The sequence below is a fragment of the Paenibacillus sp. FSL H8-0548 genome (assembly GCF_038630985.1).
GTDB lineage: Bacteria > Bacillota > Bacilli > Paenibacillales > Paenibacillaceae > Pristimantibacillus.
Genome location: NZ_CP152049.1, coordinates 670,076 through 694,021, shown reverse-complemented (window position 1 = coordinate 694,021; position 23,946 = coordinate 670,076). Strand labels below are relative to the sequence as shown.

Sequence of the window (23,946 nt, the reverse complement as noted above, 5' to 3'; positions counted from 1 at the left end):
GCATCGTTATCCAGAGGTTCGGAGAATCCCTAGTTTCCTATATAACAAAAAAATATTCGCTATCCTGCGCCTGCGCAGAATAGCGAATACATGATACTGCTTTTATCACATACCAATTCCCTGCTCCCGAATCTCTACAGCAGTGTCTCCGCGCCGTCAATAAATATCTCCGTCCCCGAAATATGGCTCGATTGCTCCGAAGCGAGGAACCAGACCAAATCAGCTACCTGCTCCGGCTGCCCTGGCCCATGCTCAAGCGGTTGATTGCCTTCCGGATATTCTACAGGAATACTAATTTTATCTACCTGCTTCGTACGGTCTGTATTCTCGCCAATATTCGTTTCGATTGCCCCCGGGCATATGACATTGACGCGAATTTTATAGCGAGCCAGCTCGAGAGCAGCCATCTTCGCAAAGGCAACTTGTCCGGCTTTGGAGGCGCTGTATGCCGACATGCCAAACCCCGAAAATTTCCGGCTGCCATTAATGGAACTTGTAATAATGATGCTGCCGCCCGCTTTCTTCATATGAGGAATTGCATATTTAACCGTCAGATACGTTCCCTTTAAATTCGTAGTCAACGTCTCGTCCCATGATTCTGGTGTTAGATCCTCGATCGGTGAGAGTGTGCCGTTAATGCCTGCATTGGCGAACACGATGTCGATATGCCCAAAACGCTCAACAGCAGACTGAAACGCCTTCTCCATCCGCTGCGGGTCAGACACATCCACATCAAGGAATATGGATTCCCCTCCCATTTCCTTGATGTTTTTCTCAACATCCTCGGTTCGGTTGTCGTTCAAATCAAGCAAGCAAATATTCGCGCCTCTCCGGGCAAGCTGCAATGCGGTTGCACGGCCAATACCTGATCCTGCACCCGTAATGACCGCTACTTTGCCTTTCAAACAATGCTTGCTGGATGCATCATGCTGCTCATTATGCGATTGGTTCATGCCAAGTTTCCTCCCTTGAAGCTTTTTAATGAATATAAACCGTTATACCCCTCAGTAAACAAGTTTATTCATAATCAATTTAAACCAAATAGTACCTTGATCATATGAGGGATTTAGTCAACAATATTTCATAGAGGAGTTTGTAAACAAGCACACCTCTCATTAGGTATTGGGGGGCAAATCAGAAATGATGTCTTTAAGAAATATGGTGCGCGGCTTAGAAAATGATGCTCCAGCCAAACAACTGATTCAGTTTTGGGAACATGATCCGGAAACATTAAAGTTTTGGAGAGCAAGCAGTAACTTTATTTATGTATTTGAAAGAAACGGTAATCCACATTTCCTCAGGTTTATTCATGAAGAAGACAACACCATCGAGAATATCCAGACTGAACTAGATTTCATGCTGTATTTGAGAGACAAAGGTTATTCGACCGTTGCACCTATTCGCTCCAAGAACGGACATTGGATAGAAACCATTTCAAGTAAGCACGGTTTTTATTACGCAGTGGTCTTTGAGCAGGCCAAAGGAATCCATATCCCACTTGATCAAATGTTGAATCTTCATTTTGAACATTGGGGTAAATCTCTCGCTTCGCTTCATCAACTATCCGAAAACTATAGTGCTGGAACCACCTCACGAAGAGGCTGGGCGGATATTCTTGCGTTTATTTCATCGGTATTGCAGCGTTATCCGAAAGAAGTTGGGGTCAGACAACAACTGGATCAGATACGGGAATTGTTCAATGGTCTGCCCACTGGTGAGGGACATTCAGGTCTAGTTCATTATGATTTCGAGACCGATAATATCTTCTATGTAGCAGAGGAATCGCGGTATTGTGCTATTGATTTCGATGACATGATGGATCATTGGTTTATGATGGATATTACATCTGCCATTTCCGATCTGCTTGAACAAGCTGACAAGGAAGCTTGTAGGAAGATTCAGCAATTTCTTGCGGGGTATAGATCAATCAAGCTATTAGACGAGGCGTATATAAGCTTACTCCCTATGTTTCAGAAGTTTTCAGACCTCTACACACTCGCAAGACTGCTTCGTAGTGTTGAAGATATGGACATCGCTAGTTCGCCAGAATGGGCTATTAAGCTTAAGGAGAAGCTGCTGGGAGTATGCGCTCAAATACGTGAACGTTATCGCCCAGCAGTTAAACTTGCGGCGATCGATCAAAGTAATTGGTATGCCTGCACCCAGCTCGAGGTTACAGGCGAACAGAAAAACATGTTCCCTATCCCAATTGTGTATTGGCTCGCAGAGTCAGCCTACTGCGGATTTACTCCCTTGGCGATATATGCTGCCGAACAGTTAATCGGATTTGCAGTTTACGCGGTCGACCCTGACGACGGAAGCTACTGGATCATGGCCTATATGATTGATCATAAATTCCAGCATAGCGGATGGGGACGATCCGCTATGCTGGAGCTCATGCACCACATGAAGGAAAAGCACGGTTGCGATCAAATCCGACTTGGACATCGGTATGATAATGAGCGAGCATCCAAGCTATATGCTTCTTTAGGTTTTGAAGAAATAGACCGCAACGATCATGAAGTCATACGACAGTTGAAACTTTCCAGCTTTAGCAGTGAAAATGCCGGCTCAGAAAGTTAGCGCTAACCTATTACCTTTATACTCATCGTGGCATATTGTCGAGTACAATTGCCGATTTCCTTTTAGATACAGATACCCACTATTCTATCCCATCAAAAAATAGGATTTTGTACACTTGCTCTTTTAACAGCGCAGAGCTTATTTCGGAAAATATCAATCAAGTTTTTGGTTCAAATATTTGTCATTAATGCTATATTAAATAAACTGGACTGCTACATTGAAATTACGGCGTAAATGATCAATTACGGGAGATAAAACGAGGAGTGAGCTATCTACTCCACTATCTTAAAACTGCTTTTATTCCATCTTTAAACGGGAGTGATTATTTTCATAGAATCATTAATAACGTTAATAATGAACATTATATCTCTGTTAATTAGCTTAACATTTCTGTTTTATGCTTATCGTACATATGTGACAGGAAGAATGACTGGTGAAAAAATAACAAAACACCCCTTTAAAGGGCTGAAAGGATTTAAACTTAAAGAACAATTCCTAAGGCTATGCTTGTTGCTTATCGTTCAGGGTGTACTCTTTTTATGTTTAAGCTTAGTATTTAATGAAAGAACAGCCGTTGCTCAAATAGGCTTAGGTGTCTCTATCGCCGTAATACTTACTTCTTTTAATTTAACTAGGTTTGGGAAAAATGGTGTGGCTATTGGAACTCACTTTTATCCATGGAGTGATTTCCAGTCTTATATCTTCAATATGAAGCTTTCTAATACGAATGAATATTATCCCAATGGAAAATGTCTGCTGACGCTTAGAGAATCTGGAGAGGAAATTCAATTATTTATATATAAGGAGTCTGAACAAGAACTTAAGGCGATATTTGATCAGTATATGAGAACTTGAATTCAGTCAAGTATAAACAGGCCAGTAGCGACCCGGAAAGGATCGCTGCTGGCCTGTATTGGACTGTACGACGAGACACGACTTGGCGTGCTCTAATACCGCTTCCGGATCGTTGCCTTGTATGCGCTGATGATCTCGCGGCAGGCAATACAGCAACTCGAAATACTGGCCGTCTACCGTAATCCATCCGCTTGCGAGCCGCATTCATTTTCGCGCATACTGCCCACCACCTTTATTTCTGTAAATTACATGCTGTCTATAATCATAATTCTCATCGTCAAACTTATTCGTATAAAGTTGATTTCTGCTGCTTCTGCACTGATACGAAAAAACAGTAAGCCTTCACATAACGGGGTTATGCGAAGGCTTACTGTTAACTATTGAGCTTTTCAGCAGCCCGCAGCTCTCTAGCTCTGCTTTTGTTGCACCTCTGATTCAGCAACCTTTTTTACATCTTCCAGAAATTTAACTACGACCTTCTCCGATGCAAATAGCATAAACAGCTTCACAAACCATTTTAACGCTTTATTGGTTGCAGTATATCTTAGCTTTGTAGTCTGATCATTTACTCTGTGCAATTCATATAAAGCTGTGATCTCAAAGTAGTTTGCCAGCGTGAATCCAATCTTCAATTTCTTATCATTCGGATGATTTGAATATTCTAGCGTATGAACATCATATTCTTCTATGCGCTTGCCTTGTTTATACTTTTGACGGTATACACTGCCGACAAATTCTTCAGTTATTTTAATGGGTTCATTCGACACCACTTGAGGCATAATCTTCTGCATCTGCTCCAACGAACCATCTACATACGACCATACATGTTCAATTGGAGCGTTTATCTCAATTTCCCTTGACCATTGCTTCAATCTATTTTCCCCCTTTAATGTCCTATCTTAGGCATGTTAATTATCCAATCATTGAGATAAGGAAAAATGTACCCATTTGGTGGGAAGCCGGAGGATAGATCTATTTATTAGACCTATTCCTGCATTTTAAGCTGAATTGGCGGATTTAGATCTAAAAACTAGACTTATTTCACCGCAGAGCAGGCATTATGTGCCCATTTGGTGGGAACGTGAGGGAATTGATCTATTTATTAGACCTATTCCTGCGTTTTAAGCTGAATTGGCGGATTTAGATCTACGAATTCAGTCTACTAAAAGGATAACCTCTTTTCAAATGACATTCCCTGTGACTGGATAATCAACACGCCTGATCCTATCTATCTATTTTACATGATATTTCAAAATATCAGAATACGAGGTTATTTCTAATCTGCAGCTGCTCTCATAATATTCCTAGTTCATTCACTTTGCGCGAACAGATGGCATTCAGTTATACTTACTCTGAATGAGGAAAAAGCATCTTAGAAGGAGTTGACACTCGTATGCAGCATTCAGGAATTCCTGTTCTCAAAAACATGCATGCATATTCGGCGACAGTGCAGACCGATGAACGCAGCAATCACCAGAATACATACCGTTTATTATTTATAGAAGCACTTTCGGTTACACTGACAATCAATAACAGTACACATACGCTGAAGGGCTTCGGCTGTATATCACTGCCGCCAAATACATCCCTTCATATTCATAAGGATGTCACCGAAAGCCTCCAGCTTCCTTCTGAACAAGTTCGCATATATGCCTGTGACTACGAATGGATAGGCGAGAATCCAGCCAATGATCCTTTGCTCACTCCGATGCTGACAGAGCAGAGTAATCCTTTCCTGCTTGAACAAGTATCTACACTGTATGATTCATACAAAAACCAATTTTCTAACAGCGTATCACAGCGACTTCCCATACAGGCACAATTCTTGACCCTGTTCGCTGATGTATGGTGGGCACTCGAGCAGCCCGACTCTATTCACTTTACCAAGCCGCTCGATGGCATTGACCAAGTAATTTCTTATCTCCACACGCATTATAATCGCAAAATCCAGAGAGATGACGCTGTATTCATGTCTGGTTTAAGTTTGCGGAAATTCACATTAAGCTTCAAGCAGCGTACTGGCTCTACTTTTATCGAGTATCTCAATCGCATACGCATCGACAAGGCCAAGACCATTATGCTGCAATCCCAAGCATCGTTAAATGAAGTTGCCAATCAAGTCGGTTATTCTGATGAATTCTATTTAAGCCGAAAATTCAAACAAGCCACGGGGATGTCGCCGACTGTTTATTTGGGTAAACCGCTAAAAATAGCGTCCTTGGATCATGCGTATACGCTGGATTTGCTCTCGCTTGGCGTCACGCCCTGTGTAGCCATCACAGATGCCTGGGTGAATCATCGTTTCCAGCTGCCGCAAACTTCCAATTCATTTCAGCCCCTCTATTGGCAAACACAGCATGCAGAGCGGCTCCAAATACTCCAGAGCGTCAAGCCTGATATTATATTGTATCCTCTTGTGGAAGCCAGCGAGTACCGCCAGATTGAGCAGTATAGCGATATTGGCCTAGTTATACAGATTCCATGGCGCGGTATCAACTGGAATCAACATTTTATGCATATTGCTCAGCTCACCGGTTTGGAGAAACAGGCACGCAGCTGGCTCGAATACTTCGAGCACAGAGCAGGACAGATTCGAGAATCTTTGCACCTGGCACTGAATCCTCAAACAACTGTTGCCGTGATTAATGTGCGGAGCGATCGTTCACTCATCTATGGATATGGCTACATGGGGGCAGATTTACTCTACGACATCCTGCAGCTTACACCCCCTCAGGCAGTGAAGGCGATGCGCATTCAAGGGTTCGAGCACCCAGAGTTTTCTCTCCCTCAATTGCCTGCGTACGATGCCGATCATTATTTCGTATCCATTGAGAACAATCAAGCGGCAAGACTGCGTGCAGCGGACATGATGAAGAGCACGGAATGGTTGGAGCGAACAGCTGTGAAGCAGCAATGTGTATATCCAGTGGACATGACCAAATGGTACGGCTACGGACCTGCTGCACTGGATGCACAACTGGATGATATCGTGCATTATCTTTTGCCCAATAATCCAAAGAAATAGGAATGAATCTGACATGTACATGGTCTGTTGCAGCTGCTATAGTTATTGATGATAATGATAATCATTATACATAGGAGGGTAATAGGCAATGAGTAGAAAGAGAATAATACTGGTTTGTTTCATGGCAGTCATCATGCTTGTAGGATTAATCGCATGCAGTAATTCGAAGGACTCGGACAGCAGCGCAAATAATCAAGCAGGAGCTAAGGCGACAGACAGCGCAGCAGCAAACAACGCTAAGGCCGATGATACAAGCACGGAAGCGGCTACCCGTGTATATGAACATATGGCAGGCAGCTCGGAGATTCCTGTCAAAGCAGAACGTGTAGTCACAGATTGGTACTATGGTCAGCTCGTTGCCCTTGGACTCAAGCCTATCGGTACGGATGATTATGTGCTGAACAATCATCCCTTCATCGAACAAGCGGGTACTGAGAGCATTGGACAATCTTTGGAGAAGGTCATCGATCTTCAACCCGATCTGATTATTTCATGGGGAGATGGAAAGTACGAGCAGTTTTCCAAGATTGCTCCAACGGTTCCATTGGAACTAAGTGGCGGACCTAAAGATTCGGTGCGTATATTCGGAGAAATTCTTGGACGGGAAGCAGAAGCAGAGCAATGGATCACTGCATTTGATGATAAGATTCTAGCAGCTCGGCAAAAAGTCTCAAGCACCATTGGCGCGGATGAAACCTTCACCATCTTCAATATATGGAAAAACACATTGCGTGTATATGGTTTTGTCAATATGGGCGGCTACGCTCTGTATGAAGCTCTACAAGTAACACCAGCTCCAAAAGTTGATGAAGTGTTCCGCAATTCCGAGGAATGGTATCGTGAAATCTCGTTCGAGGTGATATCAGAATTCGCGGGCGATCACATTATCTTGACCAGCTACGATCCCGATGGTACTTCCACTGTCCTGAAGGACCTTGAAGCCAGCCCCATTTGGAATAATCTCGATGCGGTCAAAAACGGACGCGTACACACGATTAACTATAATTACTTGTATAATGATGACCCTATTGCAATCGAGAATCAGATTGACATATTGGCTGACGCTATCCTTACTGGACGCTAGTTTTAATATTGCCCAACAGAATATAAGCCCTCTTCTTATCCGTCAGGTTGCGGTCATGAAGAGGGTTTATTTCCCTATCAACTACTGGTCTGCCCCCATGCGTATAAATCGGCTGCAAATCGCTTCTATATCCGCTTGGTCATGAGATACGAGCAGGCAGGTCGTATTCGACTTTTGCAAAATCTCGCGCAGCTCGCCGCGAATCGAAAGCTTCAGCTCCGCATCCAAATTGCTGAACGGCTCGTCCATCAGCAATATGGCTGGACTAGGCGCCAGCGCACGCGCTAGGGCAACCCTCTGCTGCTGGCCGCCGCTCAGCTCATGCGGATAACGCTTCGCATAATCATCCAGCTGAATGAGCTCCAGCATTTCCTTCAGCCGCTCTGCTCTGCCCTGTCGCTTTAGCCCAAACGCAATATTGGCTTCTACCGTCAAATGCGGGAACAGCGCATAATCCTGAAAGACCATGCCGACGCCCCGCTTTTCCGTCTCCACAAAAACGCGCTCGTTCATGATCACCCTATCGTTAATGGACAGATTGCCCCGCTCTGGCTCCTCGAGCCCTGCAATAATGCGCAGCAGCGTGCTTTTCCCGCTGCCGCTTGCCCCGATAATGCCGACGATTTCACCTTTTTCCATCACGAATGAAAAGTTATCTATTACAGGCTTCTGCTTCTTAGCGTAACGGAAACGGATGTGCTCCGCTTCAACATAACTCATCACAGCTTCCCCCTCTCCATCATGATAATAAGCAGCACTGGAATAAGGCTGACAACGATAAGCAGCAGCGAGGGCAGTGCTGCTTCATATATGCGCTCATCGGAAGCGTATTGGTAAGCGCGGGTCGCCAGCGTATTATAGTTAAATGGACGCAGCAGCATGGTTAGCGGCAGCTCCTTCATAATTTCAACAAACGTGACAATAAAGGCGGTAACGAGTGATCCTCTCAGCAAAGGCATTTCTACCTTTATGAACGTTCTCATTTTACTAGCGCCAAGCGTCCTTGATGCCTCCGAATAGGCAAGCGATATTTTTTCATAGCCTGCCTCAAGCGCATTATAGCCCGTTGCCATAAAACGGATCACATAGCCGGTAATCAGCATCCCTAACGACAAGCTCAGTACCAGCCGTCCCTTCCCCAGTCCCGCAAGCTCATATATAGGCATCAATCGCTCATCCAGCATAATAAAAATAGCTAGAACGCCAATCGCTATAATCGCACCTGGAACTGCATAACCTGCCGTCATAATACGCGCCAGCACGTACGCCGCGCCTGAAGATAAAAGACGTGCGGTTCTCGCGGCTATCAGCGCAATGATTAATATAATAACCGTACCAATCATCGCACCTGTTACACTATTTAGCATCAGGTCAGCAAAGTCGGTACGCCACACCTTCCGGTACGATTGTATGGACCACATTACAAGCTGGCTCACTGGGGCTAAAAAAGCGAGTATCCATACAAGAGAGCAAAACATCATCGCACCGTATGCAGCCATTCCTTTGAGACGGCTAGGCGATAGCGGCTTGCTCCTGCTCGTCGTCGCATGAAACTGCCGATTGCGGCGAAGATATTTTTCCAGTACAAAAATACCAATTACCGCGAGCATCAGCCACGCAGCCAGCCGAGTTGCCGAATCCACATCGTACATGCCGAACCAGGTTTGAAAGATTGCCTTGGAGATCGTCTGCACGCCAAAATAATTGGACACGCCGTAATCGCTCAGCACCTCGAAAATAACGAGCATCACCCCTGCGATAATGGCAGGACGTGCAATTGGCAGCACGATGCGGAAAAACAGCATAAATCCTCGGCTGCCCAGCAATCTCGCATTTTCGACATAGGAGGCGCTCTGCCGCTCTAGGAAGGAGCATGCAATCATAAATACGTAAGGGTATAAAAACAACGTCATAATGAACGCAGCACCCCGGAAGGACATGACCTCAATTGTACCGGGCTCCAATACGAGGTCGAATCGATTGCGAAGCGTTGCCTGGATAATACCGGTGTAGCTTGTCATCGTACCGTAAGTATAGGCTGCAATATAAGGTGGCACTGCTAAAGGCAGAATAAGCGCCCAGCGAAAAAATCGGCGCAGCGGGAAGCTATAGCCAGTTACGAGCCAAGCAAGCACAAGGCCAATTAACGTAGCAAAAAAACCGGTGACCAGCACCAGTTTTAGTGATCCCAGCACATAATCGGCCAGTAAATATTGCTTTACCTTGACCCAATTGTCATTTGGGGCACGCAGCAGCCCGGTCAAGACATACAGGATGGGCAGCAGAATAACCGCTGCCCCGGCCGCGCTTGCAAGCGACCACCCATCTGTCCTTCTCCCCCATCGTCGAAGAGATTTAATCCATCCCATTACTTATTTCCAGCCAACCTTGTTGGCGATCTCTACTGCTTTCGGATTGAACTCTCCGTATGCTGCGAAATCAATCGACTGATGCTTGAACTCGCCCCAGCTCTTCAGCAGCTCTGGTATCGCGGCTGCCTTATTTACCGGGAATTCAAAGTTAGCACTTGAGAACATTTCCTGTGCTTCTGGAGCCGTAAGGAACTCGATCAGCTTCAGTGCATTATCCTTGTTTGGACTATGCTTAATCAAGCCTGCACCGCTAATGTTAATATGAGTTCCAGTTGTATCCTGATTCGGGAAGAATACGCCGATTTGTTCGGCTACCTTCACTTCCTCGGCATCCTGGGATACTGACAATTGACCAACATAATACGTATTCATAATGGCTACATCGCCAACACCAGCTACGATCCCCTTCGCTTGGTCACGATCGCCGCCTTCTGGATCTCTTGCCAAGTTAGCCGCTATGCCTGCCGCCCACTGTTCTGTCGCAGCTTCACCATTAAGTGCAATGAATGATGCCAGCAAGGACTGGTTGTACAGGTTTTCCGAAGAGCGGACGAGCAGCTTGCCTTTCCACTTCTCCGTCGCCAAATCCTCATAAGTCGAAAGCTGGCTCGGATCAACACGATCCTTCACATAGACGATAACACGAGCACGCGTGGACAATCCAATCCACTCGCTGTCCTTGTCGCGCAGCTCGGCAGGCACCTGCTCATCAATCACAGTGGATACGACTGGCTGAAGCAAACCTTCCGTCTTCGCTGTGTTCAGAATGCCTCCGTCTACCGTAATAAATAGATCGGCAGTCGTGCTTGCTCCTTCACGCTTGATACGCTCAATCAATTCAGGTGCTTTACCTTCAACGACATTAACCTTAATACCCGTAGCTTCCGTAAACTTCGCATATAGCTCGCTATCCACATCATAGTGGCGCGCTGTATAAATATTAACTTCGCCGCCTGTCTTTACTTCAGGAGTAGCTGTAGGCTCCGTCGTTGCTGTATTGCCCGCTCCGGCTGTATTGCCGCTATTTGCTGCGTTGCCGCTTCCTCCGCCACATGCCGTCACCAGAGCCATTACCGTAATCAGTGATATTAACGCTAGCATACTTCTAAAACTCTTCTTCATTTCCTATTTCCCTCCACCTAATATGTAATCAACTGGACGCTTCTTGCAATGAGGATAATATTCATTCTCAATTAACAATCAAAAAAAATAACGATTTGCTATTATTCCGATCATTAAATCAACGAATAAGCCTTCTGCATAAGCGATCCTATATTTTTAGTTTACATATGGAAAATGAGAAAATGATGTGAAATGAAAATTTGTTTGCGTTAACGACTTAAAGCCGTCTATTGCCAGCCCGCAATCGCAAACAAGTCTTTGGCATCCTTGTTGTATTGCTCGAGGCTGGCAAAGTCAAGCTGCTGTGGCCTGAACGAGCCCCACTGCGTAAGCAGCTCCGGCAGCTCAGCCTCTTTATTGACAGGGTATTCGAAGCTTCCTTTGGCAAGCAGCGTCTGGCCTTCCTTGCCGGTCAAATAGCCAATCAGCTCCAACGCTCCCTCTTTGTTAGGCGCATGCTTGGTTAAGCCTACCCCGCTAATATTGATGTGCGTTCCCGTCGTATCCTGATTAGGAAAGAAGACGCCCAGCCCCTCTGCCATCCGCATTTCCTCCCAATCGCTGGAAACCGACATTTGGCCGACATAATACGTATTCATAATCGCCACGTCAGCTATGCCGTTCGCAATAGCCTTAGCCTGCGCTCGATCTCCGCCATCCGGCTGACGGGCAAAGTTGCGAACCATTCCTTTGGCCCACTTTTCTGCCTCGTTTGATCCGTTGATCGCAATAATGGAAGCCAGCAGCGACTGATTATACAAATTGGATGAGGAACGAACTACAATCCGCCCCCGCCACTTTTCTTCAGTTAAAGCCTCATATGTCGACAACTCCTCTGTCTTCACCCGATCTTTCGCATAGACGATAACCCTTGCCCTTGTCGCAATGCCGACCCACTCCTGATCAGGGTCGCGCCACTGAAGCGGCACATTGCTGCTGATCGTCTCCGATTCAATCGGCTGCAGCACTCCCTGGTCCTTCGCATGCTTCAGCACGCCACCGTCCACCGCGAGAAGCAAGTCTGCTTCAGAGCCAGCGCCATCCTTTGAAATCCGCTGCACCAGTTCCTCAGCCGTACCCTTGATCTCTAACACATCAATACCTGTTTTTTTCGTAAACTCCTTATACAGCTTCTCATCAATCTCGTAGTGCCGCGCGCTGTATACCGTCACAACTTTCTTTTTCTTTACTGAGGTCCCCCCTCCAGTGCCTGCGAGCGTATTAGCACTACAGCCTGAGAGCAGCAGCATAAAAACAAGTCCAAGCACCGGATAAAGCATATCCTTCTTCCTCATGCCAAGCACCTCTATTCTTAAAATACTGTATCGAAAATCAAAATTAAAAATGCCGCAAGCTGCTGCCTGCGTGCAGTGCCGGCTCTGCCAGCTTAGCGCTCCTGAGCTGGCAGTTGAATCGTCGCGGTCGTCCCTTTCAGCTCTTCGCTCTGAATCAAAATGGTACCGCCTCTTCTTTCCACAATACGCTTGGCGATAGCAAGCCCCAATCCGTGCCCTCGCTTAGCTCCGCTGCGTGCCTTATCCGCACGATAGAAACGATCCATCACGTATGGCAGATCGGCGGCGGGTATGCCCGTCCCGCTATCGATAACGGCAATACGCGCTTCGTCTCCTGTTCGGTCCAGTGTAATCCTTATCGGATCGCTGATCGCCGAATGCTTGATTGCATTATCGAGCATGATTAGAAGCACCTGCTCCAGATGATTCTCCGACATAGCGATAAACAGCTGTTCTGCTCCTGTCCCCGGATGCACTTGGAAGGTTCTCTCCGGGTATACGACTGTCAGCTTCTTGACCAGTGACCGAACGGCCTGCTCCACAGCAACCTCGCCTTCCGAACCAACAGCCATATCCCCCTTCTCTGCACGAGTCAAGGAAAGCAGCTCCTCGACCAGCATTTTCAGCCGCAGCAGCTCCTCTGTCGCAGCAGCCAAAGATTCCTCAAGTATGGCAGGGTCCTGCTTCCCCCAGCGCCTCAACAGCGCTAGATGGCCTTCAATAATGGCAATCGGAGTACGCAGCTCATGCGAGGCATCCTCTACAAAACGGCTCTGCTTCTCAAAGGAATGCTCTACCTGATCCATCATGCCATTGAAATGCTGCATAAGGACAGACAGCTCATCCCGACTTCCATGCGGCTGCATCCGTGCCTGCATGCCATCGCGCTTAATGCTGCCGATCGTGCCCGCCATTGATTGCAGCGGCTTCAGGAATTGCCTGGCTAACAGCCAACCAACCATACTGCTAACCACAATTGCTCCGAGACCGAACGCAATCATTACCCGAAAGATCGCATTGACAAGCCTGTCGAAATCATCCACGCTTCTGATCATTTCAACGGTACCGTTAACTTCAAATATAGTGAGCGGACTACGCATGACAAACAGGGAACCGCCCTCATAACGGACACGTGCAATCGTCGTCGATTGGTCTGCGGCAAGAGGCTCCAGCCAATCCTCCTCTGGCAAATCCGCCGATACGGCAATGACCGTCTTCCCCTTGTCATCCAGCACTCGGATCAGCTGACCGTTCACGTTTATCTTGTTCAAATAACTACGAATCGAAGCGAGCTCCTCGTTCTGGAAGGAGCTTTCCCGTTCCAAAAAATAATTAAGCACTTCATTCATATCGCGTTGAATACTTTCCTTCTGCTCCTTGACCATCCAATTTTCCACAAAAACATACTGAACGGTATTATACGCGGCAAAGCATAAAAAAATCATACACGCTGATCCTATCGTAAGCTTCCACTTGATGGGCAGGCGGGAGTAAAAAGCCCGTTTTCCTCCGCTCATCTACCCATCACATAACCGATTCCGCGCTGAGTTTTAATATAGCTTTCCTCCTTGGAAACATCTATCTTGTTGCGTAAATATCGAACATAGACATCGACAACGTTCGTATCTACAGCTGTCTCCACTCCCCAAATTTTATCCAGCAGCACTTCCCGGCTTAACACTCTTCCCTGGTTTTCCATAAAAGCTACCAGAAGCTCGTATTCCCGCTTCGTCAGCTCGATCCGCTCCTCTCCGCGGCGCAGCTCTCTGGCATCAAGGTTTACCGTCAAATCCTGATACACAAGCTCCGAGGCTCGGGCGCGTGCCAGCCCGTCCTGTCTCCGGAAGATCACATGAATGCGCGCCAGCAGCTCCTCAATCGCGAAGGGCTTGGGCATATAATCATCGGCCCCGCAATTCAGTCCCGCCACGCGGTCACTTACGCTATCTCTCGCAGTTAACATAATAATAGGCGTCTGGCGAAGCAGGCGCGTTCTGCGGCAGACTTCTATGCCATCCATGCCCGGCAGCATCAGATCAAGCAATATTACATCCCAATGCCTCGCCGTTGCCATATAAAGACCCGTCTCTCCATCATATGCAGCTGTAACGTCATAACCCTCGTATCGAAGCTCCAGCTCGACGAAGCGAGACAGGTTTTTCTCATCCTCGATCAGCAGTACTTTCTTCAAGAAAGGTCCTCCCCTATATCGCTTGTCCACTCTTATATAAGGTAGTATAGCGGAAGATAGAGCTAATGAGAACGATTATCGCAAAAACCAATTAAAGGAACTCTAAATAAAAAAGCCAGCCTTCCCCCTCTCAATGAAGGTGAAGGCTGCAAGCGGCAGTTAGTAAATAAGCAATCAGTCAGCGATTCTCTGGTTCCGGGTTGATCGCAAAGATAGAATGAATATTGCCATCCGGATCTGCAAAAAAGCCAGTTGTGTGCCCCCAAGACATCGACTTCGGTTCTGTAATCGACGTGGCACCCCTCGTGACATAATCCTGATAAATCTCATGCACAGCTTCTGGTGATTCACATTGAAAGTTAAGCTCAAAAGCCTGCCCCTTGCGTTCTTCTACAAAGGAATGATGCCCACTCGTATTTTCAGCCATTAACGGCTTTGAACAAATCGCCAAACGAACACCGCTATTTTCAAATTCGGCATAATGCCCTTCCTCAATAACAGTAGTAAAGCCCAGCACCTCACGATAAAAGCTAGCCAAGCGTGATACATCATCCGACAGCACTGTAATTCCTTCTAATCGCACTCTCATTCTCACAAATCCCCTCTGTCACATTGCGATGAGACACAACCCAATCTTAAATGGTCGAAGCTGCTTGGACTACCAGAGACGACAGTTGCTCATGATCGACCGTATGCCCTTTTTTCAGCTTAATCGTTTTTCTTTCGGGAGGGCCCTCGAATAATCCTTCCGGTAACGATAGCTCGCTGGCATTAAAAATGGTAAAACTTACTGCGTCTTTCGAGGTTGATATAACGGCTGCGTATTTTCCATTTTTCAGAAAATGTGGTTTCTTGTATTGTACACGTTCCTGAACACCTGGAATCGCCCCGTGGACAACCTCTCGCAGCTGGGAGCAGAGCTCCCCCTGCCAAGGTTCTTTTACCGCTTCAATAAAATCAGTTACGTCTTGATTCATTTTCACTTCTCCTTTTTAGGTAGGATCATTATTCATTCTTCACTTATACATAAAATCCCTTTTCTAGACTCTCCTCTTTGGCTACAGTTCTACTCCCATACATTCAAATGGTCTATAAAAACACCGATATTTGCTTCACCTGGTTCCGCTGAGCCTGCTGTATGTATAAACTTCCCTCTGCCATTCTCTCCCTTTTAAAATATATCCAGGCTCCTTCCATATCTACACGACCTATCACTCATCTATAAGACAATCTATTTGGAAAAAAGACACAATAATTCGCATAATTAATAATTTCTATTATATAATTTTTCGCATTAAGCGATTTGTTCGAACTAAACATTTACGTTTTGGTCGCTGCGCTAAGTCTGCATGTGATAAGTTCAACTTATAAATTAGAGTCCCGTGCGCAGCTATCCTTGCAGCACCCTTAGCTGCGTACGACCCGAAATCCGCTATATCATGCACTAAAGTCTCCACTAGATTAAAGAGAAGCGCCTACACTGCACTTCTTACAATGGAAACCTCACATGAGAGCTGTTTCAGACGGCTACATTGTAATATTGCACTAGAATGAGCGCCAAACCAACGAATATCGCCCTAGAATAGGCATTCTATTGCATAAACTACACTGTACGTGCCTTGTTAGGCGAGTAACGTCGATTACGTTGTACAAACTACAACGTAGCCTCCTCCCATAGCGCTGAATCCATCGAGCTAGCACGGCCAATCTAAGAACCGGTGAAAGAAAGCTACAAAGGCGAACAGTTCGTTTCTCCACAACGATCTTCTCGCTTCGCTAAACCTTCATTTTTTCATGCGTACAATTTAACGTTTCCATACGACATATCGATACACAAGGTGAAACGGCAGTCACCGTCCTTTGGCGGCGTCAGCTCACACTTCTAACGGAAACCACAGACGCTAAATCGCCTTTATTCTTCGTTTCAAGATTGTAACGGAAACAGAGGCCTCTATTTGCACCCCACATGCCCGATTTCGGTTCATTTCTGCGTAATAGAGTCTCCCACTTCCGTTAAAATGTGACGCTAACCCAAAATGCAACTTTAGCGTCTCTGGCTTCCGTTAGCTTTCGTTGTCTGCTCTCCGACTGCTGCCGCAGCATCGTTATCAACAGGTTTGGAAAATCCATAGTTTCCTATACGACAAAAAGGCCACCTTATGAGATGGCCTTGACCGAAACGTGAATATGTTTTTATGCGAAATTCCTTCTCCGAATAAATACTATAAATGAATCCATCTCTCAATATCTTGCAGCTGCCCCTCCACCGCGAGTGGAGAGTACATCCACCATCTGTCAAAAGAAACCACATGTACGTTGCCGCTGCGAACCGCCTTTAAGCTTTGCCATGCCTCCGTGTTCTGGAGCTTGCGAAATCCAGCCTCAGCGCTAGCGTCTCTTATGTTTACCATGACAAACAGCCGATCCGCATCATAACGATAAATGTCTTCGAAAGCCAGTGCATCCGAGAATACGTTGCTGCCATTATAGTCGTCAATAATATGCTGAACGAGGGGATGCGGTTTCCACCGCAAGGCGCGATATAAGACATGCCCCATATTGCGATCACCGGCTACACGGAAAGAGTCCTTGTCAATGACAAGCGCCGCGCATGTCTCGCGAACTCCAAGCAACGCCCGCTTACGCTCACGAATAACTGCCACTTTTTCCTCATGAACCTCCAGCCAGTCTCGCCCTTGCTGTCGCTTGTCTATTACAGTGGATACGTTGCCAAGCTGCTGATAGACGTCCTGGGACTGCCAAGTCACGCGAACGACTTCAGCGATTGCTGAAAACTGTTCATATTCACCTGGAGTCATATGCTCGTAGCCTAAAATAATATCCGGTTTCATCTGCTTAATCTCATCGAGATCATAAGGGTCCCATGCAAAAGAACTCATCGAAGAGAGATAAGGGTGCACATACTCGTTCTGCTGAATATGATAGTCCGGCGCGCCAATCGGTGTCACACCAAGAGCGAGCAGATGCGAAGTATAGAGAAGGCCAATGACGCGAAGCTTCGTATTCTTCACATAAAACGTTGGTGAAATGCCCACTTGCTGTTTAAATCTACGGCTAAAATAAAACTCATCCCGGAATCCGACTTGATTAGCGATGGAAAGCATATCACGCCCCGAGGTGAGCAGAAGCTTCTTAGCTTGTTCCATTCGCACCCTGTAGACATAATCCATGGGACTTATACCTGTCATTTGCTTGAAAATATGAGAGTACTGCCGCGGTCCAATCTCCGCCATAGCAGACAAATCCTTTATAGTAAGCTTGCGATCATAATGCTCCTGTATGTAGGAAATCGTATACTCTACAGCTTCCTTTGAATTCGAGGGCATTCCCGTACATGCCCTGTCTAGAAACGTATACAACACCTCTTGCATAAGAATACTTCTCCTGAACTTCTCTAATCCAGTACTAGCTTCCTTACTTGCAGTGAGAGTTTCCAATATAGTGAGCAAGGGAGAGAATGGCGTAACTGCTACAGCTCGGTTTTGAAAATAGGAAAATATGTTTTCTTCCCCTTCATGATGTCCACCGAGCTTGCCGGCAGCAAAGGTCAAGGAGAAGACCTGCAAGGTCTTCTCCCGCCCCACTGCGAATTCAATGCTCGCTCCAGGAGCGAATAACACGCAGTGGCTTTCCCGAAGCGCAATCGGCTGTCTTTCCACTACGATTGCGCCTGACCCTCGGTAGATGATCCACAGCGTATACATATCGATATTAAGTGTCCTGTTTGTAGTGTTCAGGTCATAGCTTTTGCTCGCCAAGCCGTGCCATTGCATATGTAAATCGTCGAAGGGCCAGTCCTCTGGATTCAAGTTCATCAGCCTAGTCCCCCTTCAAATCAATGATCATAATTATCACTGTTAGTAGGTTCATTGTATTATACTTCTCAATCGTCGAAAAGACCCTCTGCAAGCAAAGGGCCTTAGATCTATCCTACTAGTATGCTTATTGGTTTTCAAATAAGGCTACCGCTTCATCAAGCAGTGCATCAGTAGAAAACAAGGTGTACGACCACCATTTGTCGTGAGGGACAACAAATACCTTTCCATTTTTGACCGCGGGCAAACTTTTCCATATTTCTGATTGCTGCATTTGCTCAAAATACTCTACGGAGCCTGCCTGTGTATCATTCACCTTCACGATTAAGTAATCTGCATTAAATTCGGGAAGCTTCTCAAACGACATCCCTTCCGTATAGACCATAAAGCCGTCTTTCTCATCGATTTGCTTCTGGATTTCCGGCAGTCTCTTCAATCCTAATAAATCATGGAGCACATAGCCCATATTACGATTGCCTGCAACCTGAAAGGTTTGCTTGAAAATTTCGATTGCGGCTACCGTTTCATCAGGCTTAACATATTTACTGATTTCTTCCTTGTCGATCGCTACTTTTTCTTCGTGCTTCTTGATCCATGCTTCCGCTTCCGTTTTCTTATCTACAATATCTGCAATAAATCGGAGTTGATCATACAGATTCGAACCCCAAGGATACATAACGACCGGAGCGATTTTCTCCAGCTTCTCTGTCACCTCAGCATCTACAAAGGATGATGCGATGATAAGATCAGGCTGTAAATCGATAATAGCTTCAAAGTCAGGAGGGTAATCTCCAGCGAGCTTGATCTGATCCGCATAGCTTTGCAAATAATAATCCTGTTCAATCTCATAACTCAGCCCGCCTACTGGTGTAATGCCAAGCGCAAGAAGCTGAGTGGTCGCACTTATCGAGAAGATCCGTTTCGGATTGATCGGTATTTCTTTGACGCCTATGGAATCTTCAAACGATTTTGTTTGCGGAGCTGCCGTCTCTGTGCCTTGTTCCTCTTTCGTTGTATTATTGCCGCAGCCTGCGATGGCGAGCATACACAACAACATGCAAATACTTATGACTAGTCCTCTATTTTTCAACCTTGTGCTCATGCTGATTCCCCTTCATCTTCTCATAGTAGTGAGATTCATTCTCACTGGTTATGATTATATCGAAACGCACATCGATTTCCCATGGATAATTCTGCGTTTTTGCTTATACGATTCAGAGGTGTTACGACCATCGACAAACAAATCCAGAAGATTGCTACTCTCGATTCCCCTTCCCCTAGTCACCTACAAACGTGAAAAAACAGCCGTTATCCTGTGAAAGTGCAGGATAATGGCTGTTTGAGTGAAGGAGTTCCGTGACATAGAACGTGCTGCTTCAATGCATCCATTCCTAATGAAGCTGTACCTTTAATTTTGGATGCTTTAGCTGTTCTTCTGTAAATTATCCAGATGCATATCCAGATTATCCAGCGTTTCGGACATGCCTTGAATCATCCCCATATCGAGCACCGTTTGCAGCGCCTCTGGTGATGCATATTTTCCGGTGTTAATCAGCTTCGTCTTACCATCCACATCAACAAAATCGAGTGTGACCAGCGTCACTGGCATATTTTCCGCAATATTGCCCTCCGCATCCGAGAAGCCATCCGTAAAGACGATCTGCTTAGGCGACGTAATTTCCTGATATAACGCCTTACCCCACGACTCCATGCCGTAAAAATCACCCTGATTTTTATCCTCACACTTCATACAATAATGCCATGTACCACCTGGACGGAAATCAACGTTGCATACGGGGAGGGTCCAGCCTTTCGGCCCCCACCAATGCTTCAAATGCTCTGCCTCCGAAAAAGCCTTAAATACAAGCTCGCGTGGTGCTTGGAAAACACGCTCCAATATAAGCGTGCTTCCTTCAACCTTGGTTACCATTTGATTGGCCTGATTAGAATTAGTCATGTCATACATCCTCCTCAAAATTGTTTGCGTGATCAGTTGGTTTACGGCCTATTTCTACTATTGCTTTCCTTTGTCCTTGCTTTGCAGCTCCTGTAAATAGTCATCCAGTCGATCGTATCGCTGCTCCCACATACGCCGGTACGATTCCAGCCAAGCGTCTAATTCCTTAAACGGATCGGGGCGCAGCTTGTAAATGCGACGGTTGGCAACTGCTTGCACCTCAACAATGCCGGCCTCGCTAAGGACGCGCAAATGCTTGGACGCTTGAGGCTGACGCAGCTCGAGCCGTTCGGCGATCTCCCCAACCGTTAGAGGACTCTCGCGCAATAGTTCAACAATCTGCAAGCGTTTAGGCTCAGCTAAGGCACTCATAACGTTAGCATTCATTAGAAAGTCATCCATTCACTTTATTTAATTAATTCGTCCGCCTCCAGAAACAAACATCGCTTTAGAGACTCCGTATTCCTTCCCTCCTTGTATTTCCTTTTGTTGATATGAATATACCACATAAGGAATATTCCTGTACAGGAATATATAAAACATTTTAATACGATACGGTTTTCTGATTTATTGTTTACGCTCTCTTTTCGCTGTATAATTATCCCAAAGATTTTGAGTTTATTTTAAGATTACGGGGGAATAACGATGGTTTTTGTGGCATTATTGAGAGGCATTAATGTTGGCGGCAATAATAAGATAGACATGAAGCTGCTCAAGGGGACTTTTGCAGGGCTTGGCTTAACAAATGTTGTTACCTACATCAATACCGGAAATATTATTTTTACAGACAGCGTTCATTCTGCGACAGAGCTGTCTGCGATGCTGGAGGAGGCCATCCATAACGATTTTGGTCTTACTATCAAAGTAATGATCCGTACGCTGGAAGAAATTAAGACTATCATGGATAACATCCCCGATCACTGGATGAATGACAAAAGCATGAAAAGTGATGTGCTTTATTTATGGGATGATGTCAATGAGGAGTCTGTGCTTGAGAAGCTGATCATTAAACCCGAGGTCGACAATGTCATTTACGTTAAAGGCGCTATTCTTTGGTCTTACGACAAAGAACACGCTGGTAAAAGCGGCATGAACAAAATTATCGGCACCAAGCTCTACCAACGAGTGACCGTCAGGAACGTAAATACGGCTCGCAAAATTTATGAGCTGATGCAAGCCGCTGAGTGCTAAATATACTAGAACTTGATTCCATTCAGTTACTCTTGCTTAACAGGATTTAATGAGATATGCCCATCTGCATAAACGATATCCAAAATAAAATCAGTTCCCGCAATTTCGAAATTAACAAATCCGCTTTGGCTGGATATGGCTGCTGCAAACAGGGACAAGCTGCCATCATGGTTATCAGTGAGGAGCATATCTCCGTTCATATGCGTATAATCAAGGGGTACGATTTGTTTTGCTGCCGGGCTAAAATAAGCGACATGAGAGCGATGAAGCCCGGAGCCCCATGAATAGGTAAAATACAATTCCGACCTTCCATCGCTGTCAAGATCAGCGAGAGCCATGCTGGTCACGCCAAAGCCGCCGAACCACTCACCGAGCGGATATACTTCCCCCTCATATAACAGGAATGAAGCAGCAGAAGTGTCATATTTAAAAATCATATATTCTGAGTTTTCTTTTATATATTCCGGTGTGATGTTGTAGACTGTGTCCGCGTCATAGCCCGCATCGAAGTTCTTTTGCAGCGCTAGAAAAGCATCGACATTGCCCTGAGCTCCAGCTATAGTCGCTTTCCTCGGCATTTCCCCCTCAAGCTTATTTATTTTAAAGATGCTCCAGAAATATTCACTCTTTAGGATATTGGCGGTGTCTTTGTGTATTTTCGCCAGCCATATCTCGCCATCCAGCTGATAGAGCCGATAGACAGGAGATGCTGACGGACTGGTCAATACGTACTGATAGCGCTCTTTGTACGAGGCAATATCCGGAACGCCCATATTCTCCATCATGAAGCCTTGCTTAAATTCCTGCTCGTCCACAGTTGTCCGATCATAATCGATCGCTATTTTTCGCTGATTGCCGGCTTCGTCGGTTATGATGAGCAAATTCTCAGTAAATGTATAATATTCCTTATATCCTTCAGAGACGTACAAAGAACTAAGTGGATTCATGTAAACCTGCTTCTCAAAGCTATAGCTTCCGTACAGCCCCTCTGCCGCCTTCGGCTTCGGCGCCTCATTCACAGTTGGATTTGTAGCACAAGCGGCTGCAACTGCCATACAGGCAATAGCTGAGAGGACTGCAACCCATCTTTTTGGCGCCTTAAAGCGCAAAATATTCATCACCCGCTCTCGGACACTCGTCTCGCCAAAGGCAAGCGGTCCTGCTGACGGAAAGCGGCGGTTTGCCGCAAAGGAGAGCAGCGACGTGCAGTATTCCTTCCGATTGACCGTACCGATTTCCGACAACACCTTCTCATCGCAGCTCATCTCCATGTCTTTGGCCATCGATATAAAGGCAAGCCAAGCAAGCGGATTAAACCAGTGAAAGGAAAGAACTAGAAATGCGATCGGCTTGATCAGGTGATCCTTCTTTTTCAAATGGTACGCCTCATGCTGCAAAATATACTTGCGCTCCTGCTCACCTAAGCCAAAGGGTATGTATATTCGGGGTTTTATAAAGCCCAGCACGAATGGCGAACGAATGTTGTCCGACTCAAAGATATCGTTATCGAGCCGAACTGCTGTCGCTATGCGCCGCCTCAGGCCGATGTAGGCGACCATGCTGTAAATCAGCAGTACCGCGACTCCTAGACACCATATCATTGTTCCAAGCCCTATCCATATTTGCAGAGGATTAACGCTGGCCGCCGGAGCAGCTGCGGGCAGACTGTCGCTGACTAAGGTGTTCAAGGTCGGGATGCCCACCGTCACCCTCGGAAACTCCATATAACCAACATCGGCAGGGACATAGCTCAGTGCCACGTCACTGCTCTTTTGCGCTGATGTCATATCAAAGGGGTTAATATTAAAGATGCTAAGCTCCGAGGAAAAAGACACCGGACAGACTAAACGGAACAAAACGACAGTCCACAACAAATAGGAGTATTTCTTCGGCGCTCTCTTGAGCAGCAAGCGGATGAGGAGCACTGCAAGGATAACATAAGTCGCCGTGATGCTCATGTTAAGTACCTTTAAAAACAGCGTTTCCATTCTCATTCCTCCTTGTGTGCGTCAATCAAACGCTTTAGCTCATCGGCTTCCTTCTTGGAAAGAGTTTTATTTCCGAAAAACGAAACGAGAAACTGCGGCAGCGAGCCCTCGAAGGTCCGCTCAATAAAGTACTCGCTCTCATAGGCTTGTACTTGCCCTTTGGGAATAATGGAGCTCACTATGGTATCCTCGTTTTTCAGAAGACCTTTTTCAATCATTTTCCGAAGCACCGTATAGGTGGTAGGCTTCTTCCAACCGAGCTTTTCTAAGCATAGAGTTACCAACTGCCCCGATGCTACCGGCTCGTTCTCCCACACGACCAGCATAAAGCGATAATCGCTTTCACAAAGCTTCAAATTGTTCATATTGACCTCCCATTGACGGTTTATGATCATAAACCAATAACATTAGTCTATAGTTATAAACCAAGATTGTCAATGGGATGGG

General features: G+C 46.0%; 22 protein-coding genes. 5 read left to right on the top strand and 17 right to left on the bottom strand.

The window, feature by feature from the left end; translation table 11 throughout:
• Nucleotides 1–134: 134 nt before the first annotated feature.
• Nucleotides 135–953, bottom strand: a complete 819-nt coding sequence (locus MHI37_RS03050; protein ID WP_076335085.1) for an SDR family NAD(P)-dependent oxidoreductase — start codon at nucleotides 951–953, stop codon at nucleotides 135–137.
• Between the two features lie 187 nt (nucleotides 954–1,140).
• Between MHI37_RS03050 and MHI37_RS03045 the strand changes: the two genes are divergently transcribed.
• Nucleotides 1,141–2,583 (top strand): GNAT family N-acetyltransferase, encoded by a 1,443-nt coding sequence (locus tag MHI37_RS03045; protein ID WP_083676065.1) that lies wholly within the window; start codon nucleotides 1,141–1,143, stop codon nucleotides 2,581–2,583.
• Nucleotides 2,584–3,009: 426 nt separating this feature from the next.
• Nucleotides 3,010–3,438, top strand: coding sequence for a hypothetical protein (locus tag MHI37_RS03040; protein WP_076335084.1), 429 nt, complete (start codon nucleotides 3,010–3,012; stop codon nucleotides 3,436–3,438).
• A gap of 6 nt (nucleotides 3,439–3,444) precedes the next feature.
• Here the strand turns inward: MHI37_RS03040 and MHI37_RS03035 are convergent, their stop codons facing one another.
• Both MHI37_RS03035 and MHI37_RS03030 read right to left on the bottom strand, forming a co-directional pair.
• On the bottom strand, nucleotides 3,445–3,642 hold the full coding sequence (locus tag MHI37_RS03035; RefSeq protein WP_076335083.1) for a hypothetical protein: 198 nt from the start codon (nucleotides 3,640–3,642) through the stop codon (nucleotides 3,445–3,447).
• A gap of 203 nt (nucleotides 3,643–3,845) precedes the next feature.
• On the bottom strand, nucleotides 3,846–4,310 hold the full coding sequence (locus MHI37_RS03030) for an SRPBCC family protein (RefSeq protein WP_076335082.1): 465 nt from the start codon (nucleotides 4,308–4,310) through the stop codon (nucleotides 3,846–3,848).
• A 521-nt stretch (nucleotides 4,311–4,831) separates the two neighbouring features.
• Here MHI37_RS03030 and MHI37_RS03025 point away from each other — a divergent pair.
• Both MHI37_RS03025 and MHI37_RS03020 read left to right on the top strand, forming a co-directional pair.
• Nucleotides 4,832–6,463 (top strand): helix-turn-helix domain-containing protein, encoded by a 1,632-nt coding sequence (locus tag MHI37_RS03025; RefSeq protein WP_076335081.1) that lies wholly within the window; start codon nucleotides 4,832–4,834, stop codon nucleotides 6,461–6,463.
• Between the two features lie 88 nt (nucleotides 6,464–6,551).
• Complete coding sequence (locus tag MHI37_RS03020; RefSeq protein WP_076335080.1) at nucleotides 6,552–7,547, top strand: ABC transporter substrate-binding protein; 996 nt, start codon at nucleotides 6,552–6,554, stop codon at nucleotides 7,545–7,547.
• 81 nt (nucleotides 7,548–7,628) lie between these two features.
• On the opposite strand, the gene MHI37_RS03015 is transcribed toward MHI37_RS03020, so the two are convergent.
• From MHI37_RS03015 to MHI37_RS02960, 12 genes are all read right to left on the bottom strand, one after another.
• Nucleotides 7,629–8,267: an ABC transporter ATP-binding protein gene (locus MHI37_RS03015; RefSeq protein ID WP_076335079.1), complete on the bottom strand. Its 639-nt coding sequence runs from the start codon at nucleotides 8,265–8,267 to the stop codon at nucleotides 7,629–7,631.
• Nucleotides 8,267–9,916: an iron ABC transporter permease gene (locus MHI37_RS03010; RefSeq protein ID WP_076335078.1), complete on the bottom strand. Its 1,650-nt coding sequence runs from the start codon at nucleotides 9,914–9,916 to the stop codon at nucleotides 8,267–8,269. The genes MHI37_RS03015 and MHI37_RS03010 overlap by 1 nt, the downstream gene beginning before the upstream one ends.
• 3 nt (nucleotides 9,917–9,919) lie before the next feature.
• Nucleotides 9,920–11,041, bottom strand: coding sequence for a Fe(3+) ABC transporter substrate-binding protein (locus MHI37_RS03005; RefSeq protein WP_076335077.1), 1,122 nt, complete (start codon nucleotides 11,039–11,041; stop codon nucleotides 9,920–9,922).
• Nucleotides 11,042–11,268: 227 nt separating this feature from the next.
• Nucleotides 11,269–12,336, bottom strand: a complete 1,068-nt coding sequence (locus MHI37_RS03000) for an extracellular solute-binding protein (protein ID WP_076335076.1) — start codon at nucleotides 12,334–12,336, stop codon at nucleotides 11,269–11,271.
• A gap of 92 nt (nucleotides 12,337–12,428) precedes the next feature.
• A complete protein-coding gene (locus tag MHI37_RS02995; protein WP_256709748.1) occupies nucleotides 12,429–13,781 on the bottom strand; it encodes a HAMP domain-containing histidine kinase in 1,353 nt (450 codons plus the stop codon).
• A 68-nt stretch (nucleotides 13,782–13,849) separates the two neighbouring features.
• Complete coding sequence (locus MHI37_RS02990; RefSeq protein WP_076335074.1) at nucleotides 13,850–14,527, bottom strand: response regulator transcription factor; 678 nt, start codon at nucleotides 14,525–14,527, stop codon at nucleotides 13,850–13,852.
• Between the two features lie 178 nt (nucleotides 14,528–14,705).
• Complete coding sequence (locus MHI37_RS02985) at nucleotides 14,706–15,116, bottom strand: VOC family protein (protein ID WP_076335073.1); 411 nt, start codon at nucleotides 15,114–15,116, stop codon at nucleotides 14,706–14,708.
• 46 nt (nucleotides 15,117–15,162) lie between these two features.
• Nucleotides 15,163–15,504 (bottom strand): DUF1801 domain-containing protein, encoded by a 342-nt coding sequence (locus tag MHI37_RS02980; RefSeq protein ID WP_076335072.1) that lies wholly within the window; start codon nucleotides 15,502–15,504, stop codon nucleotides 15,163–15,165.
• 1,245 nt (nucleotides 15,505–16,749) lie between these two features.
• Complete coding sequence (locus MHI37_RS02975) at nucleotides 16,750–18,363, bottom strand: helix-turn-helix domain-containing protein (RefSeq protein ID WP_076335071.1); 1,614 nt, start codon at nucleotides 18,361–18,363, stop codon at nucleotides 16,750–16,752.
• 127 nt (nucleotides 18,364–18,490) lie between these two features.
• The gene (locus tag MHI37_RS02970; RefSeq protein ID WP_083676064.1) at nucleotides 18,491–19,465 is read right to left on the bottom strand and encodes an ABC transporter substrate-binding protein; all 975 of its coding nucleotides are present in this window, start codon (nucleotides 19,463–19,465) and stop codon (nucleotides 18,491–18,493) included.
• A gap of 321 nt (nucleotides 19,466–19,786) precedes the next feature.
• Complete coding sequence (locus tag MHI37_RS02965; protein ID WP_076335069.1) at nucleotides 19,787–20,320, bottom strand: SRPBCC domain-containing protein; 534 nt, start codon at nucleotides 20,318–20,320, stop codon at nucleotides 19,787–19,789.
• 57 nt (nucleotides 20,321–20,377) lie between these two features.
• On the bottom strand, nucleotides 20,378–20,707 hold the full coding sequence (locus tag MHI37_RS02960; protein WP_144023596.1) for a metalloregulator ArsR/SmtB family transcription factor: 330 nt from the start codon (nucleotides 20,705–20,707) through the stop codon (nucleotides 20,378–20,380).
• 258 nt (nucleotides 20,708–20,965) lie between these two features.
• Between MHI37_RS02960 and MHI37_RS02955 the strand changes: the two genes are divergently transcribed.
• A complete protein-coding gene (locus MHI37_RS02955; RefSeq protein WP_076335067.1) occupies nucleotides 20,966–21,511 on the top strand; it encodes a DUF1697 domain-containing protein in 546 nt (181 codons plus the stop codon).
• A 26-nt stretch (nucleotides 21,512–21,537) separates the two neighbouring features.
• On the opposite strand, the gene MHI37_RS02950 is transcribed toward MHI37_RS02955, so the two are convergent.
• Together MHI37_RS02950 and MHI37_RS02945 are read right to left on the bottom strand one after the other, a co-directional pair.
• Nucleotides 21,538–23,499 carry a M56 family metallopeptidase gene (locus MHI37_RS02950; RefSeq protein WP_076335066.1) on the bottom strand — a complete coding sequence of 654 codons (1,962 nt, stop codon included), beginning with the start codon at nucleotides 23,497–23,499 and terminating at the stop codon, nucleotides 21,538–21,540.
• Between the two features lie 2 nt (nucleotides 23,500–23,501).
• Complete coding sequence (locus tag MHI37_RS02945) at nucleotides 23,502–23,864, bottom strand: BlaI/MecI/CopY family transcriptional regulator (protein ID WP_076335065.1); 363 nt, start codon at nucleotides 23,862–23,864, stop codon at nucleotides 23,502–23,504.
• Nucleotides 23,865–23,946 lie beyond the last annotated feature (82 nt).

Excerpts from the sequence above, each read along its gene's own strand:
- MHI37_RS03050 (WP_076335085.1), bottom strand. The coding sequence starts at position 953 with ATGAACCAATCGCATAATGAGCAGCATGATGCATCCAGCAAGCATTGT.
- MHI37_RS03045 (WP_083676065.1), top strand. The coding sequence starts at position 1,141 with ATGATGTCTTTAAGAAATATGGTGCGCGGCTTAGAAAATGATGCTCCA.
- MHI37_RS03040 (WP_076335084.1), top strand. The coding sequence starts at position 3,010 with ATGACTGGTGAAAAAATAACAAAACACCCCTTTAAAGGGCTGAAAGGA.
- MHI37_RS03035 (WP_076335083.1), bottom strand. The coding sequence starts at position 3,642 with ATGCGGCTCGCAAGCGGATGGATTACGGTAGACGGCCAGTATTTCGAG.
- MHI37_RS03025 (WP_076335081.1), top strand. The coding sequence starts at position 4,832 with ATGCAGCATTCAGGAATTCCTGTTCTCAAAAACATGCATGCATATTCG.
- MHI37_RS03020 (WP_076335080.1), top strand. The coding sequence starts at position 6,552 with ATGAGTAGAAAGAGAATAATACTGGTTTGTTTCATGGCAGTCATCATG.
- MHI37_RS03015 (WP_076335079.1), bottom strand. The coding sequence starts at position 8,267 with ATGAGTTATGTTGAAGCGGAGCACATCCGTTTCCGTTACGCTAAGAAG.
- MHI37_RS03010 (WP_076335078.1), bottom strand. The coding sequence starts at position 9,916 with ATGGGATGGATTAAATCTCTTCGACGATGGGGGAGAAGGACAGATGGG.
- MHI37_RS03005 (WP_076335077.1), bottom strand. The coding sequence starts at position 11,041 with ATGAAGAAGAGTTTTAGAAGTATGCTAGCGTTAATATCACTGATTACG.
- MHI37_RS03000 (WP_076335076.1), bottom strand. The coding sequence starts at position 12,336 with ATGAGGAAGAAGGATATGCTTTATCCGGTGCTTGGACTTGTTTTTATG.
- MHI37_RS02995 (WP_256709748.1), bottom strand. The coding sequence starts at position 13,781 with ATGATTTTTTTATGCTTTGCCGCGTATAATACCGTTCAGTATGTTTTT.
- MHI37_RS02985 (WP_076335073.1), bottom strand. The coding sequence starts at position 15,116 with ATGAGAGTGCGATTAGAAGGAATTACAGTGCTGTCGGATGATGTATCA.
- MHI37_RS02980 (WP_076335072.1), bottom strand. The coding sequence starts at position 15,504 with ATGAATCAAGACGTAACTGATTTTATTGAAGCGGTAAAAGAACCTTGG.
- MHI37_RS02975 (WP_076335071.1), bottom strand. The coding sequence starts at position 18,363 with ATGAACTTGAATCCAGAGGACTGGCCCTTCGACGATTTACATATGCAA.
- MHI37_RS02970 (WP_083676064.1), bottom strand. The coding sequence starts at position 19,465 with ATGAGCACAAGGTTGAAAAATAGAGGACTAGTCATAAGTATTTGCATG.
- MHI37_RS02965 (WP_076335069.1), bottom strand. The coding sequence starts at position 20,320 with ATGACTAATTCTAATCAGGCCAATCAAATGGTAACCAAGGTTGAAGGA.
- MHI37_RS02960 (WP_144023596.1), bottom strand. The coding sequence starts at position 20,707 with ATGAATGCTAACGTTATGAGTGCCTTAGCTGAGCCTAAACGCTTGCAG.
- MHI37_RS02955 (WP_076335067.1), top strand. The coding sequence starts at position 20,966 with ATGGTTTTTGTGGCATTATTGAGAGGCATTAATGTTGGCGGCAATAAT.
- MHI37_RS02950 (WP_076335066.1), bottom strand. The coding sequence starts at position 23,499 with ATGGAAACGCTGTTTTTAAAGGTACTTAACATGAGCATCACGGCGACT.
- MHI37_RS02945 (WP_076335065.1), bottom strand. The coding sequence starts at position 23,864 with ATGAACAATTTGAAGCTTTGTGAAAGCGATTATCGCTTTATGCTGGTC.